Source organism: Wenjunlia vitaminophila DSM 41686, assembly GCF_000380165.1.
GTDB lineage: Bacteria > Actinomycetota > Actinomycetes > Streptomycetales > Streptomycetaceae > Wenjunlia > Wenjunlia vitaminophila.
The window spans coordinates 45,938-61,773 of sequence record NZ_KB904668.1 but is presented as its reverse complement, the minus strand read 5'-3'; the positions used below and the strand labels follow the sequence as shown (position 1 = coordinate 61,773).

Genomic DNA, 15,836 nt, shown 5'->3' with positions numbered 1-15,836 from the left:
CTCAGCGGGCGTCGTCCGGGGCCGGCCGGTCGGCGCGTCCGGTGGGGAGGGCGACCGTGAAGGTGGTGCCGGCGCCCACCGTGCTCGCCACGTCGATCGTTCCCCGGTGGTCGGTGACGATCTGCCGGGCGATGGAGAGGCCGAGGCCGCTGCCGCCGGTGGCGCGGCCCCGGGCCGGGTCCGCCCGCCAGAACCGGTCGAACAGGTGCGGCAGGTCCTCCCCGGGGATCCCCCTGCCGGTGTCCGTGACCCGGACCGTCGCCCGGTCGCCGTGGCCCTCCAGGGCCAGGGTCACGGTGTCGCCGGGCGCGGTGGCCCGCAGCGCGTTCCCGACCAGGTTGCCGAGCACCTGGCGCAGCCGGTCCGCGTCGGCGACCACGTGCACCGGCGCCGGCGCCTCCACCGCGAGGGTGACACCGGCGTCCCTCGCCTTGGCCTGGTGGGCGGTGCGGCAGGTCTCCAGCAGGTCCCGCAGGTCCACGTCGGCACGGTGGTAGGTGAGCGCGCCGGCCTCGGCGAGCGCCAGGTCCTGCAGGTCGTCCACGATCCGTTGCTGGAGCACCGCCTCCTCGTGGAGGGAGTCCAGCAGCTCCGGAGTCGGTTCGACCACGCCGTCGCGCAGCGCCTCCAGGTAGCCGCGCAGGTTGGCCAGGGGGGTCCGCAACTCGTGGGCGATGTCGCCGGTGAGGCGGCGCTGGCTCTCCTCGGCGGCCTGGAGGGCGCCGGCCATCCGGTTGAAGGACCGTCCGAGTTCGGCGATCTCGTCCCGGCCCGAGACGTTGACCCGCCGGCCCAGGTCCCCCTCGGCCAGGTCCCTTGAGGCCACGGTCAGCGCCCGGACCGGCCGCAGCACCGCCCTGCTCAACAGCAGCGCGCCGAGGATGGCCGCGAGGGCGACGCCGACCGCGACGGCCACCGTGGGTGCCGCGGTGAGGGTGGGTGGGGACTCGTCCCTGACCCCGATGCGGACCTGGAGCCGGGGTGGTGCGGCGGGGCCGATCCGCTCGGTGAAGGTCCGCCGGAGGCACGGCAACAGCTCCGGCGCCGACATGCACCGGGAGACCGCCTCGGCGTCCGTGTTCGCCTCCGGCTGGTTCCACTCGGGTTCCTCCCGGCACCGCGCCGGCACCCGGTCGGCGTGGACGTCGGGTACGCCGAACGTGTTCGGGGTGGCCGTCACCTCGACCCCCGCCCGGGTCAGGCAGGCGGCCTGGGCCGTCGCCGCCCGGTACTGGAGGATCGCGGTGCCCGTCAGCTTCACGGACGCCAACGGCACCGCGTTCTCGGGCAGCCGCAGTCTGGGCCGGGGATCGACCAGGACCGGGGGCTGGCGGGTCACCGGGCGGGGTTCGCGGCCCGCCAGGGCGTCGGAGTCGGCGAGCAGCACGTCGTTCTCGGTGGTGACCCGGACGCGCTGGCCGGTGTCCCGGGACAGTCGGCCGACCGTGGACGAGACCCCGTCCCAGGTGCCGTGCGCGAACCCGTACGCGTACAGCTCGTCGGTGATCCTGGCGATGTCCTGTCGCCCCGCGGTGACCGAGTCCCTGACCTGGCGGTTGGCCTGACGCAGAGTCAGCCAGGCGGTCGCAGCCGTGGCGGCCATCGCGACGAGCATCAGCAGGCCGAGGGCCCGCAGCCGGAAGCTCACCGGTCCGCGCCGCTCGGGGGCGCGAGCCGGTATCCCCGCCCGTAGACGGTCTCCACGTACCGCGGGCGGCCCCGTTCCAGCTTCCGTCGGAGGTTCATCACATGGGCGTCCACGGTGCGCTCCAGGACGTTCTGGTCGAACCCGAAGACCCGGTCGATGATCTGGGCCCTGGTGAACACCCGCCCCGGCTCCCCCGCGAGCACGGTGAGGATGGCGAACTCCTTGCCGGTCAGCGCGACCGGCTCCCCGGCCACCCGCACCTCGTAGCGGGCGGTGTCGATCCGCAGGTCGTGGACCGTCAGCACGGTGGGTTCCGTGCGTGCGAGCGCCCGCGCCCGGCGCAGCAGCGCCCTGACCCGGGCGGTGAGCTCCCGGGGGCTGTACGGCTTGGTCATGTAGTCGTCGGCCCCGAGGTCGAGGCCGAGCAGCATGTCCTCCTCGGTGGTGCGCGCGGTGAGCAGCAGGATCGGCACCTGGGACTCGGCGCGCAGGACGCGGCACACGTCGAGGCCGTCGACGTTCGGCATCATCACGTCGAGCACCACGAGGTCGGGACGGGAGGACCTGGCGCGGTCGATCGCCGAGCGGCCGTCGGCGACGACCTGGACCTCGTTGCCCTCACGCTCGAGGTAGATCCGTATCAGCCGCGCCTGTTTCACGTCATCCTCGGCGACCAGTATGCGAGCGCTCAACGAAACTCCTTCCGCGGGGAGTCCAAAGTACTGGCGTCCGCCCGGAAGGAGCCTGGTCGGGCGGCCGGGGGCGGGGGCCCCCGCCGGGGCCGAGCGGGCGGCCGGCGTCCCGGAGCCCCTCCGCACACCGGGCCGCGGCGCCCGGCACATGGTGTGTCAGCGCACAGGTCGCGCTCAGAGTGTGGGGCCCGACCACATGGGTGAATCCCGGTCGCGTTCCTACGGTGTGGCGAGATCGGCATTCCCTCCCCGTCCCCGTCCTGGAAGCGGTGACCCATGGCTGCCTCGGCCTCCTCTCCTTCCGTGACACCGCCCGACCCGGGCTCGCTCCGTCGGGTGGTCGCCGCGAGCCTGATCGGGACCACCATCGAGTGGTACGACTTCTTCCTCTACGGCGCCGCCGCCGCGCTCGTCTTCAACGAGTTGTTCTTCCCGGACTCCGACCCGCTCGTCGGGACGCTGCTGTCGTTCCTCACCTACTCGGTCGGGTTCGCCGCGAGGCCGATCGGCGCCCTGGTCTTCGGGCACTACGGTGACCGGCTCGGCCGCAAACGGCTGTTGGTGCTGAGCCTGCTGCTGATGGGCGCCGCCACCTTCGCCATCGGCCTGCTGCCCACCCACGCCACCGTCGGCTCCGCCGCGCCCGTGCTGCTCACCGCGCTCCGTCTGGTGCAGGGGTTCGCCGTCGGTGGCGAGTGGGGCGGGGCGGTGCTGCTGGTCTCCGAGCACGGGGACGCCCGGCACCGCGGCTTCTGGGCGTCCTGGCCGCAGACCGGCGCCCCCGCGGGGCAGTTGCTGGCCACCGGCGCCCTGTCCGCGCTCACCGCGCTGCTCAGCGACGACGCGTTCGAGTCGTGGGGCTGGCGGGTGCCGTTCCTGCTGTCCGGCGTGCTGGTGCTGGTCGGCCTGTGGGTCCGGCTGTCGGTGGACGAGTCCCCGGTCTTCAAGGCCGCGATGGAACAGGCCCGGGCGCGCGAGGAGCAGGACGCGGTGGAACGGATGCCACTGGTCGCGGTGCTCAGGCACCACTGGCGGGACGTGCTGGTCGCGATGGGCGCCCGGATGGCGGAGAACATCTCGTACTACGTGATCACCGCCTTCGTCCTCGTCTACGCCGTGGACCACGTGGACCTGTCGAAGCAGACCGCGCTCAACGCCGTCCTCATCGGCTCCGCGGTGCACTTCGCCGTGATCCCGCTGTGGGGCGCGCTGTCCGACCGGCTCGGACGGCGCCCCGTCTACCTGCTGGGCGCGGCCGGCATCGGGGCGTGGGCCTTCCCGTTCTTCGCGCTGGTGGACACCGGGGACTTCGGCGCGCTGGTCCTCGCGGTCACCGTGGGTCTCGTCTTCCACGGTGCGATGTACGCGCCGCAGGCCGCGTTCTTCTCCGAGATGTTCGCGACCCGGATGCGCTACTCGGGCGCGTCCATCGGTGCCCAGTTCGCCTCGGTGGCCGCGGGCGCGCCGGCCCCGCTGATCGCGACGGCGCTCCTGGCCGACCACGACAGTTCCACGCCGATCTCCCTGTACCTGCTCGCCGCGGTGGCCCTCACCCTGCTCGCGGTCGGTGTCGCGCGGGAGACCCGGGACCGCGACCTGGCCGGGGTGGGGGCCGCCGGCGACCCGGAGACACCGGAGCCGGTGCCCGCGCGGAGTCCGTGAGGGCCGGCCCGCGACGCAGCTCCCGCCGTCACCCGGACAACCGTCGCAGCCGCAGGGCGAGCTGGATCTCCAGCGCCCGCGACGGCTCCTGCCAGTCGGCGCCCAGCAGCCGCCCGACCCGCTCCAGGCGCTGGGCGACGGTGTTGACATGGACGTGCAGCAGGTCCTTGGTCCGCGCCGGGCTCATCCCGGCGGCGAAGTAGGCGTCGAGGGTGCGCAGCAGCTCGGTCCCCCGGCGCGTGTCGTACGCGGCGACCGCGCCGATGGTGCGGTCCACGAAGCCCTCCACGTCCCGACCCTCGGCGAGCAGCAGCCCGAGGAAGCCGAAGTCCTCGGCTGCCGCGCCCTGGCCGTCGCGGCCCAGGGCGCGCAGCGCGTCGAGACAGCGCAGCGCCTCCGCGTGGGCCGCGGCGACCGCGCCGGGGTGCTCCGCCGGGTCCCCCACGACGGCGGACGCGCCCACCGTGACCGGGGCGTGCACCGCGGTGCCCAGGTGCCGGGCGACGTGCTCCGCGGTGCTCGAGGCGGTCTCACCCGGCGGCAGCGGCAGGAGCAGCACGGTGCCCGCGCCGCGGGAGGCGGCCAGGCCGTGCCGGGTCGCCGCGAGGTGGCTGGCGGCGGCGATCAACCGCCCGCGCCCGGCCGCCTCCGCCCGGGAGGCCCGGGCGGCCAGCACCACGTGGTCCCCGTCGAGGTCGGCGCCGAGTCGGGCCGCGCGCTCGCGCAACAGCCGTGGCTCCCGGTCCGGGGCGTCGAGCAGGTCGTCCATCAGCTCGCCGCGCACCCGCCGTTCGGCCTCCTCCGCGGAGCGGCGCGCCAACAGAAGCAGCGAGGTGACCGTGGCGGCCCGCTCCAGGGTGCGCTGGTCCACCGGGTCGAGCCGGGGGTGTCCGTGCAGGATCAGGGCGCCCAGCACCTGCCCGCCCGCGGCCACCGGCGCGATCCAACGCTCGCCGTGCCGGACGGCGTGACCCTCGGCGCGCACCGGCACCTGGGCCGCCTCGACGAACTCCACCCGGCCCCTGAGCACCTCGGCCAGCGCGTCCGCGACGTCCGGCACCCCGCCGCCGCGCAGCGCCAGGCCGGTGAGCCGGTCGTGGACCTCGGAGGCACGCTCGATGGCCTCCTTGGCAGCCGCCAGTTCGGCGAGCGCCGCGCGGGTCTCGGCGAGGAGGTTCGCGCTGTCGATGGCGACCGCGGCGTGCGCGGCGAACGAGGCGAGGAGCGCGATCTGCTCCCGTTCGAAGACGCGTTCCCGCCGGTCCGCGGCGAACAGGACACCGATCACCTGGTTGCCGAGGGTCAGCGGCACACCCAGGATCGCCACCAGGCCCTCCTCGCGCACGGCGGTGTCGATGGTGCCCGTGTGGTGGAAGCGGCCGTCCTGGAAGTAGTCGTCGGTGACGTAGGGCCGGGCGGTCTGCGCGACGAGTCCACCGAGCCCCTCGCCCATCCGCAGCCGCAACTGTTGGAAGCGGGCGGAGACCGAGCCCACGGTGACCCGCATGTAGGTGTCGCCGGCCGCCGGGTCGTTCAGGGTGAGGTAGGCGACCTCGGTGCCGAGCAGTGACCGCGCCCGCTGCGTGATCGCCCGCAGCACGGCGTCCAGGTCGCGCAGCCCGGCGAGGTCGTGGGCGGTCTGGAACAGCGCCGACAGTTCCGCCTCGCGGCGCCGCCTGCCCTCGAGTTCGGCCCGGACGCGCAGCGCCAGCGTCCGGGCGCGTTCCAACGCGGCCAGCTCGTCCGGCCAGGCGCCGGCGGCGCGGGCCCGCAGCGCGGGTTGTTCGTACTCGCCCGCGGCGGCGCCACGGGCGAGGAGTTCGAGGAACGGTACCTCTGGAAGCTGCCCCCACATGTCACTGCACTACCCGGCGCGGCCGTACCGTACCGCCGGTGCGCCGCCCGTCACCGGCCCCGGAGCGGGGACCGCCTGTCTCCGTCGGCGCCGCCCCCACGCCGAGCGGTCCGGTGGGGGCGCGGACGGTCAGTGCGCCGTCCACCCGCCGTCCATCACCAGTGAGGTGCCGGTGACGAAGGAGGCCTGGGGGCTGCACAGGTAGGCCACCGCCTCGGCGACCTCGGCCGGCTCGACCAGCCGCTTGACCGCGGAGTCGGCCAGCAGCACGTCGGAGACGACCCGTTCCGCGGGGATGCCGTGGGCCCGCGCCTGGTCCGCGATCTGCCGCTCCACCAGCGGGGTCCTGACGTACCCGGGACACACGCAGTTGGAGGTGACCCCGTGCGCGGCGCCCTCGAGGGCCGCTGTCTTGGACAGTCCCTCCAGACCGTGCTTGGCGGCGACGTACGCCGACTTGTAGGCGGAGGCGCGCAGCCCGTGCACCGAGGAGATGTTGACGACGCGGCCCCAGCCCCGGCGGTACATGTGCGGCAGCGCGCCGCGCAGCAGCCGGAACGGTGCCTGGAGCATCACCGTGAGCACCTCGGTGAAGACCTCGGGCGGGAACTCCTCGATGGGGCGGACGAGTTGCAGCCCGGCGTTGTTGACCAGGACGTCGGTGCCGGCGGCGAGCCGCTCGGCGGCGTCGAGGTCGGTGAGGTCGAGCACCCGCGGTTCGAGGGCGCCGGCCACCCCCTCGGCTTCGCCCCGCAGCGCGGCCAGCCCGTTCGCGTCCACGTCCACGGCGAGGACCCGGGCCCCGGCCCCGGCCAGGCGCAGCGCGCAGGCCCGGCCGATGCCACCGGCGGCGCCGGTGACCAGGGCGGTGCGACCGGCGAGGTCGAGGTCCGGAAGGGGACGGGCACGGGTGTGATCCATGGCAGCAGGCTAAGCAGCGCCAGTTCGCCGTCCGATGTGTCGCCTCCCCACATTCCGGCCGGCAGCAGTGGGCCACGGCACCATGTCGGTGTGGAAGCGGGGCACGACTCGCGCGTCCCGTCCGGTTTGATGGACGGGTGAGCAACGACGAGATCCGCAGGGGGCAGAACCTCCCTGCCCAGCCGCCCGCGTCCGCCGTCCCCGCCTGGGAGCAGAGGTTCCGAGCGGCCAGAGTGGGACTGCCCGAGTGGGCGTGGGACGCGCCGGACCGGGCGCTGTTCGTGTCGAACGTCACGGGGACGTACGAGATCTACGCCTGGGACCGGGTCACCGGCGAGCGGCGGCAGGTCACCGACCGGCCCAACGGCACCACCGACGGGGCGCTGACCCCGGACGGCGCGTGGGTGTGGTGGTTCTCGGACACCGACGGGGACGAGTTCGGGACCTGGGTCCGGCAGTCCTTCGGCGGTGGTGAGGACCAGCCCGCGGCTCCCGGCCTCGCACCGTCCTACCCGGCCGGCCTGGCGCTGGGCCGGGACGGGCTCGCCGTGGTGGGGCGGTCCACCGAGGAGGACGGGACGACGGTGCACGTGGTCCGGCCGGGTGCGGAACCGGTGGAGATCTACCGGCACCGGGAGTCGGCCGGGGTCGGGGACCTGTCGCTCGACGGTCGCCTGGTGGCGATCGAGCACACCGAGCACGGGGACGCCATGCACGCGGCGCTGCGGGTGGTGGACCTCGACGGCGCCACCGTCGCGGAGTTGGACGACAGCCGGTGCGGGGCCGAGCCGCTCGGCCTGGAGTGCCTGGGGTTCGCGCCGGTGGCCGGGGACGGCCGGCTGCTCGTCGGGCACCAGCGCAACGGCCGTTGGGAGCCGCTGGTCTGGGACACCGCCACCGGCGAGGAGCAGCCGCTGGAGTTCGACCTGCCCGGGGACGTGGTCGCCGAGTGGTACCCCGACGGCCGGTCGCTGCTGGTCGTCCACGCCTACCGGGCGCGCAGCGAACTCTTCCGGTACGAGCTCGCCACCGGGAAGCTCACCGCCCTGGACACCCCGCCCGGCTCGGTGTCGGGCGCGACGGCACGGCCGGACGGGGAGGTGGAGTTCCTCTGGTCGTCGGCGGCCCGGCCGCCGCAGGTGCGCTCCACCAGCGGGAACGTGGTGCTGGAGCCCCCGGGGCCGCGGGCGCCCGAGTCGGTGCCCGTGCGGGACGTGTGGGTGACGGGTCCCGGTGGTCCGATCCACGCGCTGGTGCAGCGGCCGGAGGGGGACGGGCCCTTCCCCACCGTGTTCGAGCTGCACGGCGGTCCGGCGTGGCACGACAGCGACGCGTTCGCCGCCGGCCCCGCCGCCTGGCTGGACCACGGGTTCGCGGTGGTGCGGGTCAACTACCGCGGTTCCACCGGCTACGGCCGGGAGTGGACCGACGCCCTGCGGGAGCGGGTGGGGCTGATCGAGCTCGAGGACGTCGCCGCCGTCCGCGAGTGGGCCGTCACCTCCGGCCTCGCCGACCCCCGGCGGCTGGTGCTGTCCGGCGGGTCATGGGGCGGGTACCTGACGCTGCTGGGCCTGGGCACCCAGCCGGACGACTGGACGCTGGGCCTCGCCGCGGTTCCGGTGGCCGACTACGTCACCGCGTACCACGACGAGATGGAGGCGCTGAAGGCGATCGACCGCACGCTGTTCGGCGGTTCCCCCGACGAGGTCCCGGAGCGGTACGCGGCGTCCTCCCCGTTGACGTACGTGGACCGGGTCCGCGCGCCGGTGTTCGTCAGCGCCGGGATGAACGACCCGCGCTGCCCGATCCGGCAGGTCGAGAACTACCTGCGGCGGCTCGACGAGCTGGGGGCGCCGCACGAGGTCTACCGCTACGACGCCGGACACGGGTCGCTGGTGGTGGAGGAACGGATCAAGCAGATGCGGCTGGAGCTGGACTTCGTCCGGCGGCACCTGGACGGCGGACGGCGTCCTTAGTCCGGGTGGTTGAGTGGTGGTCCGGGCGCCGTCGCCGCTGACCCGCGGTGGCCGGTCGTCAGGTGAGGTCCAGGGTGACGCGCAGGGCGGCGGAGATCCTGTCCATGGTCTCCGCGTCGACGGTGCCGAGGAGCTCGCCGGCGGCAAGGCGCCCGTCGGTGAGGGTGGTGAGGTCAACGGCGACGGCGGCGCCCCGCACTGGGGCCCGGCCGGGCTCAGGACCCCACGCTCACCGTGTACCGCCGCGGGTTCGGGTCGTTGGCCGCCCCGGACACGTCCGGCTGCCCGTCCGGGCGCACGTCGTCGTAGGGGAAGGCGTAGCCGATGGGCGAGTGGACGTGGACCGCGCGCGCGTAGTGGTTGGTGACCGGGTCGCGGTAGTAGTCGGTCGCCGTGGCGCCGTTCGGCTGGTCGGGGTGGGTGAGCATCAGGCTGCGGTTGAAGCCCGCGGCCAGCCGGGCCAGCAGTGCCTTCTTGTCGTCGGGGTCGGCCGGGTTGTTGGCGAACGGGCCGTGGTTGCAGGTGAAGACGTCCTTGGAGCTGGGTTTGCCGAAGCTGTGGCCGCCCTGGAAGACGAGGGTGTCGCCGACGACCCGCCCGACACGCACCCCTCGGCCCCCCTGGAGGTCGATCCGCAGGTCGGTGGTGCGGTACTTCTCCCACGCCCGGTCCACGTAGCCGTTCCACAGGTCGCGGAACGGCATCAGGTCGGGGCGGTCGAAGTAGGGCGCCATCAGGTTCTGCGGCGAGATCACGCGCAGTACCTCGCCGTTGGGTCGGCGGATGACCAGCCGCTCCCACGGTTGACCGTCCCGGGCGGTCTGGGCGGTGAGCTCGTCGGCGATCCGGCCGGTGGCACCGTCCGGCAGGGGGGCGACGGTGTGGGTGGCGTCCCCGTCCAGGCGCATGCCGATGGGCAGCGCGGTGACCAGGTCCACGTAACTGATGTTGGCGTAGAGCTGGAAGGGGTTGAAGGTGAACTCGCAGAACGACCAGACGCGGTGGTAGTTCGGGTCGGCGGGGTTGGCGAACGCCGGCTCGACCAGTGCCGGCCCGGGGTTGAGGTAGAAGTCCAGCCGGTCGTCACGGACGAAGTAGATCCGGGCTCCGTACATCTGGGGCAGGGTCAGCACCACGGGGCCGGCGCCGGCGGCGCGCAGCGGGATGGCGCAGTCCACGGGTAACGGGGTCTGCGTCTGCGACGGGGACTCGGGCCGGTAGAGGCTGCCGTCGGCCCGCAGCAGCACCCAGCGGTCGGTGCCCTGCTCGCGGCCGGTGACATAGGCGTTGACCTGGCCCGGCAGCGACGTGTTGGTCAGCGCGAGCTCGCAGGTGGCCGGCGCGGCGGCACTGGTGGGGGCGGCGCTCGCCGACACCGGCAGGCTGGCGGCACCCGCGGCGGTGGCGGCACCGGCGAGGAACACTCTGCGTGAGATCACGGAAGTCTCCCGGACTGGTTGGTCGCGCGTCATGAGCATGACATTCACTGACGACTCCGCGGCGCACGCCAGTACCTGCCCCTCCCCGACTCTGACAACGTTGTCCGGACAAGGGGTTCGCGACGACAGCGGGGCCGTGACGATGCCAGAACTATGACAGACCGGTCCCCCGCACGAAAGGCCCCGGCGGCCGACCGGCACGACCGCGGCGGCCGGGCCCCGCCCGACTCAGCCCGAGCGCGCCGGGACGTCCCCCGTCGGCGAGCCCACCGGCTCCGCGGCGCGGGGCGGCTCCTGACCGGGGACGGCCGAGGTCACCAGGCCCAGTTCCAGGTCGCGCTGGACCTCCGCCTCCCGGCGGGCGAAGCGGAACCACATGAACACCACGAAGCCGGCGAAGGCGAACCACTCCCAGGTGTAGCCGAGGTTCTGGAACGCCTTCTTGTCCAGCCCACCGCCGCGCGGCTTGGCCGGGGGAACCGCGGTCAGCCCGGCGCTGGCCCGGTCGAGGGTGATCCAGGCGTCGTACACCGGGTACGGCAACAGGTTCACCAGCGCGGAGGCACGGATCACACCCACCTGGCCCGCGGGCAGGCCACCACCGGTGTGCACGCCCGCGGACTCGTTGCTCTCCGGCTGCTGGAGGGCGCCCCGCACGGCCACCGTGCCCGACGGCGGGGCGGGAGCCGTCGCCGGCGCCGGGCCGGCGTGCCACCCGCGCACCACGGGGACCGCCGGGCCCGAGCCGGTGCGCAGCGGGGTGAGCACGTAGTAGCCCTCCTCGCCGTCCAGCGAGCGCTCAGGAACGATGAGCTGGTGGTCGGCGTCGTACCGGCCGGAGACGGTGACCGGCTCACCCGCCTCCTCCGGGGCCACGAACTCGTCGGGGCCGCCGTCGCCGACCAGGTCGGTCAGCGGCACCGCCCGGTCGCCGGCCCTGGCGGCGCTGTCCTGGGTGCTCCGGTGGGTCTCCACCCGGTCCCCGAACCGCCCGAGCTGCCAGGTGCCCATGAGCACGCACACCACGATGGCGAGCACGGCGACGAGGGTGCCGCCCAGCCAGCGCGGGGTCATCAGGAACCGGTACACGACTCCACGGTAGCCTCCGCGCCGGCCGGCGTACCGCGGGGGCGGGTGCCGTCGGCCCCGCCCCCGCTCTCCTCCCCCTCCGAGGTCACTCGGGCCGTGCGGTCACGCCGCCGCGATGGGCGGCGTGTAGTAGACGGTGCCGGCGCAGGCGTCGTTCACCGTGCCGGTCGCGCTCGACCCACCGCCGGCGGGTGTGTAGGTGATCGCCACGCTGCCGGCGGGCGGGTCCGGCGGCGGGTCGCCCCCCGGGTCCTCCCCCTCGCCCGAGCCGTCCGCCGCCTGACCGTCCGGAGGTACCGACGTCGTCGGACAACCGGTGGTTCCCGACTCCGGAACCCAACCGAACCTCACCGAGAAGGAGGTGCCCGGGGCCAGGACGATCTGTTCGTCCGACACCAGCGGCAGCCCGGCCGCGGGGCCTCCCTCGCTGTGCGGGCTGGTCAGCACGCGGGCCGGGTCCGCGGACCCCTGGGCGACGGCCTGGACCGTGCCGGGCGCGTCGAGCAGGCACGACTCGGACGACACGTTCATCACCCAGAAGGTGCCGTAGCGCTTGCCCTCGCCGTCCGGCTCGCCCACCTCGACGGTGCTGTTGCCGAGTTGGTCGGCGGCGCACGCCGCTGGCCCTGCCGACACGGTCTCGCCATCGTCGTCGTTGCGGGGCGGGGGCCGGTCCGGCGTCACCTCCCGCGACGGCTTCCGGCTCTGCCCCGGGTCCGGGTCCGAGTGGCCCTCGCCCCGGCCGGTGGCCCGGTCGGACGGACGGTCCTTCGGGGCCGGCGTCCGCCTGCGCGCCGGATCGCCCTGGTCGCCCTGCTGGTCGATGGTGGGGTGGGTGCCCCGGGCGGCGTTGGACGGGGTGTCGGAGGAGCCGGCGGTGTGCACCAGCGCCGGCACCGCGGTCCCCACGAGCAGCACCGACGCCACCGCGCCCACCAGGGCCTGCCGGCGCCGCGCCCGCCGGGCCGGGATGGCACGGCGCAGGTGGTCCAGGGCGGCGGGCGACGGCCTGACGTCCTGCACGGAGTCCTGTAGCAGACGCCGCAGGACCTCCTCCTCGGACTCCAGACTGGGACGGGCCTCGGAGTCCGGGACGCGGGGAGCCTCGGATCCGGGACCGGGACCGCCCGGGGAGTCCTCCCCGGGTCCCTGCCCGAACTCGTTGTCTGACGTCATGCCTGCTGCGCCTCCATGGCGACGCGCAGCGCCGCGATGCCGCGGGAGCCGTACGCCTTGACCGATCCGACCGAGATGCCCAGTGTCTCCGCCGTCTGGGCCTCGGTCATGTCCGCGAAGTAGCGCAACACCAACACCTCACGCTGCCGGCGCTGCAGGCCACGCAGCGCCTTGACCAACTGGTCCCGTTCCAACTGCTCGTACGCGCCCTCCTCGGCGCTGGCCATGTCGGGCATCGGCTTGGACAGCAGCCGCAGCCCGAGGATGCGGCGGCGCAGCGCGGAGCGGGAGAGGTTGACCACCGTCTGGCGCAGGTAGGCCAGCGTCTTGTCCGGGTCCCGCACCCGGTTGCGGGCGGAGTGCACCCGGATGAACGCCTCCTGGACGACGTCCTCGCAGGATGCCGTGTCGTCCAACAGCAGGGCGGCGAGCCCCAGCAGCGATCGGTAGTGGGCACGGTAGGTCTCCGTCAGGTGATCGACTGTGGTTCCCACCACCGGGGCCCTGTCCCGCTCCTCCCGGTCAGCCGAGAGCCGCACGGCGGACCAGGAGGCGATCACCGGCAGACCGCTTGGGGCACGCAGCGCCCCCGGCGTCTGTCGGGCGCCGCGGGTACCGGCCTTTTCCCTTGCCAGTGCTTCGGTTGCCACACTCGTTGGACACGCCGCCCCCCGCGAAGGTTGTGCTCTCCCGACCCCGTTCTCAGCGGCACGTTCCACTCCCGTCTCGCGACAGCCACCCCGTGTGACGCGCCGTGCCGCCGACCACCCGCCGCCGACCGGCGCCGCGCACCGGGGCGGACCAAGGACAAAGACGTCCTCGTGCCCTCCCCGGTTGCGGGAAGGGCACGAGGACGCATTCTTCGCCCGGAAGGCCGTTCGGTTCAAGCCGGCCGCCGGGGCAGGGGTCCACTCAGGCACGTCGTCGAGGTGACGCGGCCGGGACGGTTCAGCCCAGGTCGGCCGCGACGAGCTCGGCGATCTGCGCGGTGTTCAGGGCGGCTCCCTTGCGGAGGTTGTCCCCGCAGACGAACAGCTCCAGCGCGGTCGGGTCGTCCATGGAACGCCGCACCCGGCCGACCCAGGTCGGGTCGGTGCCCACCACGTCGGCCGGCGTCGGGAACTCCCCGGCCGCCGGGTTGTCGTACAGCACCACACCGGGGGCGTCCCGCAGGATCTCCTGCGCGTGCGCCACGGTGACCTCCCGCTCGAAGCGGGCGTGCACGGTCAGCGAGTGCGTGGTGATCACCGGGACCCGGACGCAGGTGGCGGTGACCCGCAGGTTGGGCAGGCCCAGGATCTTGCGGGACTCGTTGCGGACCTTCAGCTCCTCGGACGACCAGCCGTCGTCCTTCAACGAGCCGGCCCACGGGACCACGTTCAGCGCCATCGGCGCCGGGAACGGACCGAAGTCGCCCACCGCCCGGCGCACGTCACCCGGTTGGGTGCCCAGGGTGGACCCGGCCACCTTGGAGATCTGGTCCCGCAGGGTGTCGATGCCCGCCTGGCCGGCGCCGGAGACCGCCTGGTAGGAGGAGACGATCAGCTCGCTGAGCCCGAACTCGGCGTGCAGCGCGCCCATCGCCACGATCATGGAGAGGGTGGTGCAGTTGGGGTTGGCGATGATCCCGCGCGGACGCACCCGGGCCGCGTGCGCGTTCACCTCGGGCACCACCAGCGGCACGTCGTCGTCGAGCCGGAACGCGCCCGAGTTGTCCACCGCCACCGCGCCCTTGGCCGCGGCCACCGGCGCCCACTGCGCGGAGAGTTCGTCGGGCACGTCGAACACGGCGACGTCCACGCCCTCGAAGCACTCCTCGCCCAGTGCGACGACCTCGACCTCCTCACCGCGCACCCGCAGCCGGCGCCCGGCCGACCGGGGCGAGGCGATCAGCCTGATCTCCCCCCACACGTCCTCACGGGTGGACAACAGGTCCAGCATGACGGTGCCGACCGCGCCGGTCGCACCGACCACCGCCAGGGTGGGCTTGTTCCGTGTGCTGCTCATCGGCCTGTCCCTCCGTACACCACGGCCTCGTCGGACTCGCTGTCCAGCCCGAAGGCGGTGTGCACGGCGCGCACCGCGTCCTTCACCTCGTCCTCCCGGGTGACCACCGAGATGCGGATCTCCGAGGTGGAGATCAGCTCGATGTTGACCCCGGCGGCGGACAGCGCCTCGAAGAAGGTCGCCGTCACCCCGGGGTTGCTCCGCATCCCGGCGCCCACCAGGGAGATCTTGCCGATCTGGTCGTCGAAGCGCAGCGTCTCGAAGCCGATCCCGCCCTGCGCCCTGCGCAGCGCCTCGATCGCCTTGTGCCCGTCGGCCTTCGGGAGCGTGAAGGAGATGTCGGTCAGACCGGTGGACGCCGCGGAGACGTTCTGCACCACCATGTCGATGTTCAACTCGGCGTCGGCGATGGCCCGGAAGATCCTGGCGGCCTCCCCCGGCTTGTCCGGTACCCCGACCACCGTGATCTTGGCCTCTGAGGTGTCGTGGGCGACCCCCGAGATGATCGCCTGCTCCATGGAATCCGCTCCTTCGGGGTTGTTGCGCACCCAGGTGCCCGTGTGGCCGGAGAACGACGACCTCACATGGATGGGCATGTCGTAGCGGCGGGCGTACTCCACACAGCGGTGCAGCAGCACCTTGGAGCCGCTGGCCGCCAGCTCGAGCATGTCCTCGTAGGGGATCTGGTCGATCTTCCGGGCCTTCTTCACCACCCGGGGGTCGGCGGTGAACACGCCGTCCACGTCGGTGTAGATCTCGCAGACCTCGGCCCGCAGCGCGGCGGCGAGGGCCACCGCCGTGGTGTCGGAGCCGCCCCTGCCCAGCGTGGTGATGTCCTTGCTCTCCTGGGACACGCCCTGGAAGCCGGCGACGATGGCCACGGCCCCGGAGTCGAGCGCGTCCCGGATGCGTCCGGGCGTCACGTCGATGATCCGGGCCCTGTTGTGGACCGAGTCGGTGATGACGCCCGCCTGGCTCCCGGTGAAGGACAGCGCCTCGTGGCCCAGGTTTTTGATCGCCATGGCCAGCAGCGCCATGGAGATCCGCTCTCCTGCGGTCAGCAGCATGTCGAACTCCCGACCGGTGGGCATCGGAGATACCTGTTCGGCGAGATCGATCAGCTCGTCCGTGGTGTCACCCATCGCGGACACCACGACGACCACTTCGTTACCGGTCTTCTTGGCATCGACGATTCGCTTGGCAACCCGCTTGATGCCATCGGCATCGGCGACGGAGGAGCCGCCGTACTTCTGCACGACAAGGCCCACGTGCGCTCCTCGCAAACTTGCTGGTCTACCAGGGGCCGCGTCGAGCCCCCGGACCCCCGCGGGGGCTGTGCGGTCGGTTCAGTCTAACGAGCGGCCATCGCCG

Annotated in this window: 13 protein-coding genes; 2 read left to right on the top strand and 11 right to left on the bottom strand. The window is 73.5% G+C overall.

What is annotated here, in order from left to right:
* Window position 1 precedes the first annotated feature (1 nt).
* Entirely contained in the window at window positions 2–1,648 is a 1,647-nt protein-coding gene (locus A3IG_RS0113200) for a sensor histidine kinase (protein ID WP_018384039.1), read from the bottom strand.
* Window positions 1,645–2,340 carry a response regulator transcription factor gene (locus tag A3IG_RS0113195; RefSeq protein WP_018384038.1) on the bottom strand — a complete coding sequence of 232 codons (696 nt, stop codon included), beginning with the start codon at window positions 2,338–2,340 and terminating at the stop codon, window positions 1,645–1,647. The genes A3IG_RS0113200 and A3IG_RS0113195 overlap by 4 nt, the downstream gene beginning before the upstream one ends.
* Window positions 2,341–2,616: 276 nt before the next feature.
* On the opposite strand from A3IG_RS0113195, the gene A3IG_RS0113190 reads away from it, so the two are divergent.
* Window positions 2,617–4,002 (top strand): MFS transporter, encoded by a 1,386-nt coding sequence (locus tag A3IG_RS0113190; RefSeq protein WP_026220228.1) that lies wholly within the window; start codon window positions 2,617–2,619, stop codon window positions 4,000–4,002.
* A gap of 28 nt (window positions 4,003–4,030) precedes the next feature.
* Here the strand turns inward: A3IG_RS0113190 and A3IG_RS0113185 are convergent, their stop codons facing one another.
* Window positions 4,031–5,857 (bottom strand): helix-turn-helix domain-containing protein, encoded by a 1,827-nt coding sequence (locus A3IG_RS0113185; protein ID WP_018384036.1) that lies wholly within the window; start codon window positions 5,855–5,857, stop codon window positions 4,031–4,033.
* 129 nt (window positions 5,858–5,986) lie between these two features.
* Window positions 5,987–6,778, bottom strand: a complete 792-nt coding sequence (locus A3IG_RS0113180) for a 3-hydroxybutyrate dehydrogenase (RefSeq protein ID WP_018384035.1) — start codon at window positions 6,776–6,778, stop codon at window positions 5,987–5,989.
* A 137-nt stretch (window positions 6,779–6,915) separates the two neighbouring features.
* On the opposite strand from A3IG_RS0113180, the gene A3IG_RS0113175 reads away from it, so the two are divergent.
* Complete coding sequence (locus tag A3IG_RS0113175; protein WP_018384034.1) at window positions 6,916–8,754, top strand: S9 family peptidase; 1,839 nt, start codon at window positions 6,916–6,918, stop codon at window positions 8,752–8,754.
* Between the two features lie 58 nt (window positions 8,755–8,812).
* Here the strand turns inward: A3IG_RS0113175 and A3IG_RS34240 are convergent, their stop codons facing one another.
* From A3IG_RS34240 to A3IG_RS0113140, 7 genes are all read right to left on the bottom strand, one after another.
* A complete protein-coding gene (locus A3IG_RS34240; RefSeq protein ID WP_018384033.1) occupies window positions 8,813–8,953 on the bottom strand; it encodes a hypothetical protein in 141 nt (46 codons plus the stop codon).
* Window positions 8,954–8,969: 16 nt separating this feature from the next.
* Entirely contained in the window at window positions 8,970–10,193 is a 1,224-nt protein-coding gene (locus A3IG_RS0113165) for a glycoside hydrolase family 64 protein (protein ID WP_026220227.1), read from the bottom strand.
* Between the two features lie 228 nt (window positions 10,194–10,421).
* Window positions 10,422–11,282, bottom strand: a complete 861-nt coding sequence (locus tag A3IG_RS0113160) for an SURF1 family protein (protein WP_018384031.1) — start codon at window positions 11,280–11,282, stop codon at window positions 10,422–10,424.
* Between the two features lie 102 nt (window positions 11,283–11,384).
* Window positions 11,385–12,458, bottom strand: a complete 1,074-nt coding sequence (locus tag A3IG_RS33320; RefSeq protein ID WP_018384030.1) for a hypothetical protein — start codon at window positions 12,456–12,458, stop codon at window positions 11,385–11,387.
* Window positions 12,455–13,024: a SigE family RNA polymerase sigma factor gene (locus A3IG_RS0113150; protein WP_026220225.1), complete on the bottom strand. Its 570-nt coding sequence runs from the start codon at window positions 13,022–13,024 to the stop codon at window positions 12,455–12,457. Before A3IG_RS0113150 ends, A3IG_RS33320 begins: the two co-directional genes overlap by 4 nt.
* A gap of 382 nt (window positions 13,025–13,406) precedes the next feature.
* Window positions 13,407–14,465: an aspartate-semialdehyde dehydrogenase gene (locus tag A3IG_RS0113145; protein WP_018384028.1), complete on the bottom strand. Its 1,059-nt coding sequence runs from the start codon at window positions 14,463–14,465 to the stop codon at window positions 13,407–13,409.
* A complete protein-coding gene (locus tag A3IG_RS0113140) occupies window positions 14,462–15,733 on the bottom strand; it encodes an aspartate kinase (protein WP_018384027.1) in 1,272 nt (423 codons plus the stop codon). Before A3IG_RS0113140 ends, A3IG_RS0113145 begins: the two co-directional genes overlap by 4 nt.
* Window positions 15,734–15,836: the final 103 nt, after the last annotated feature.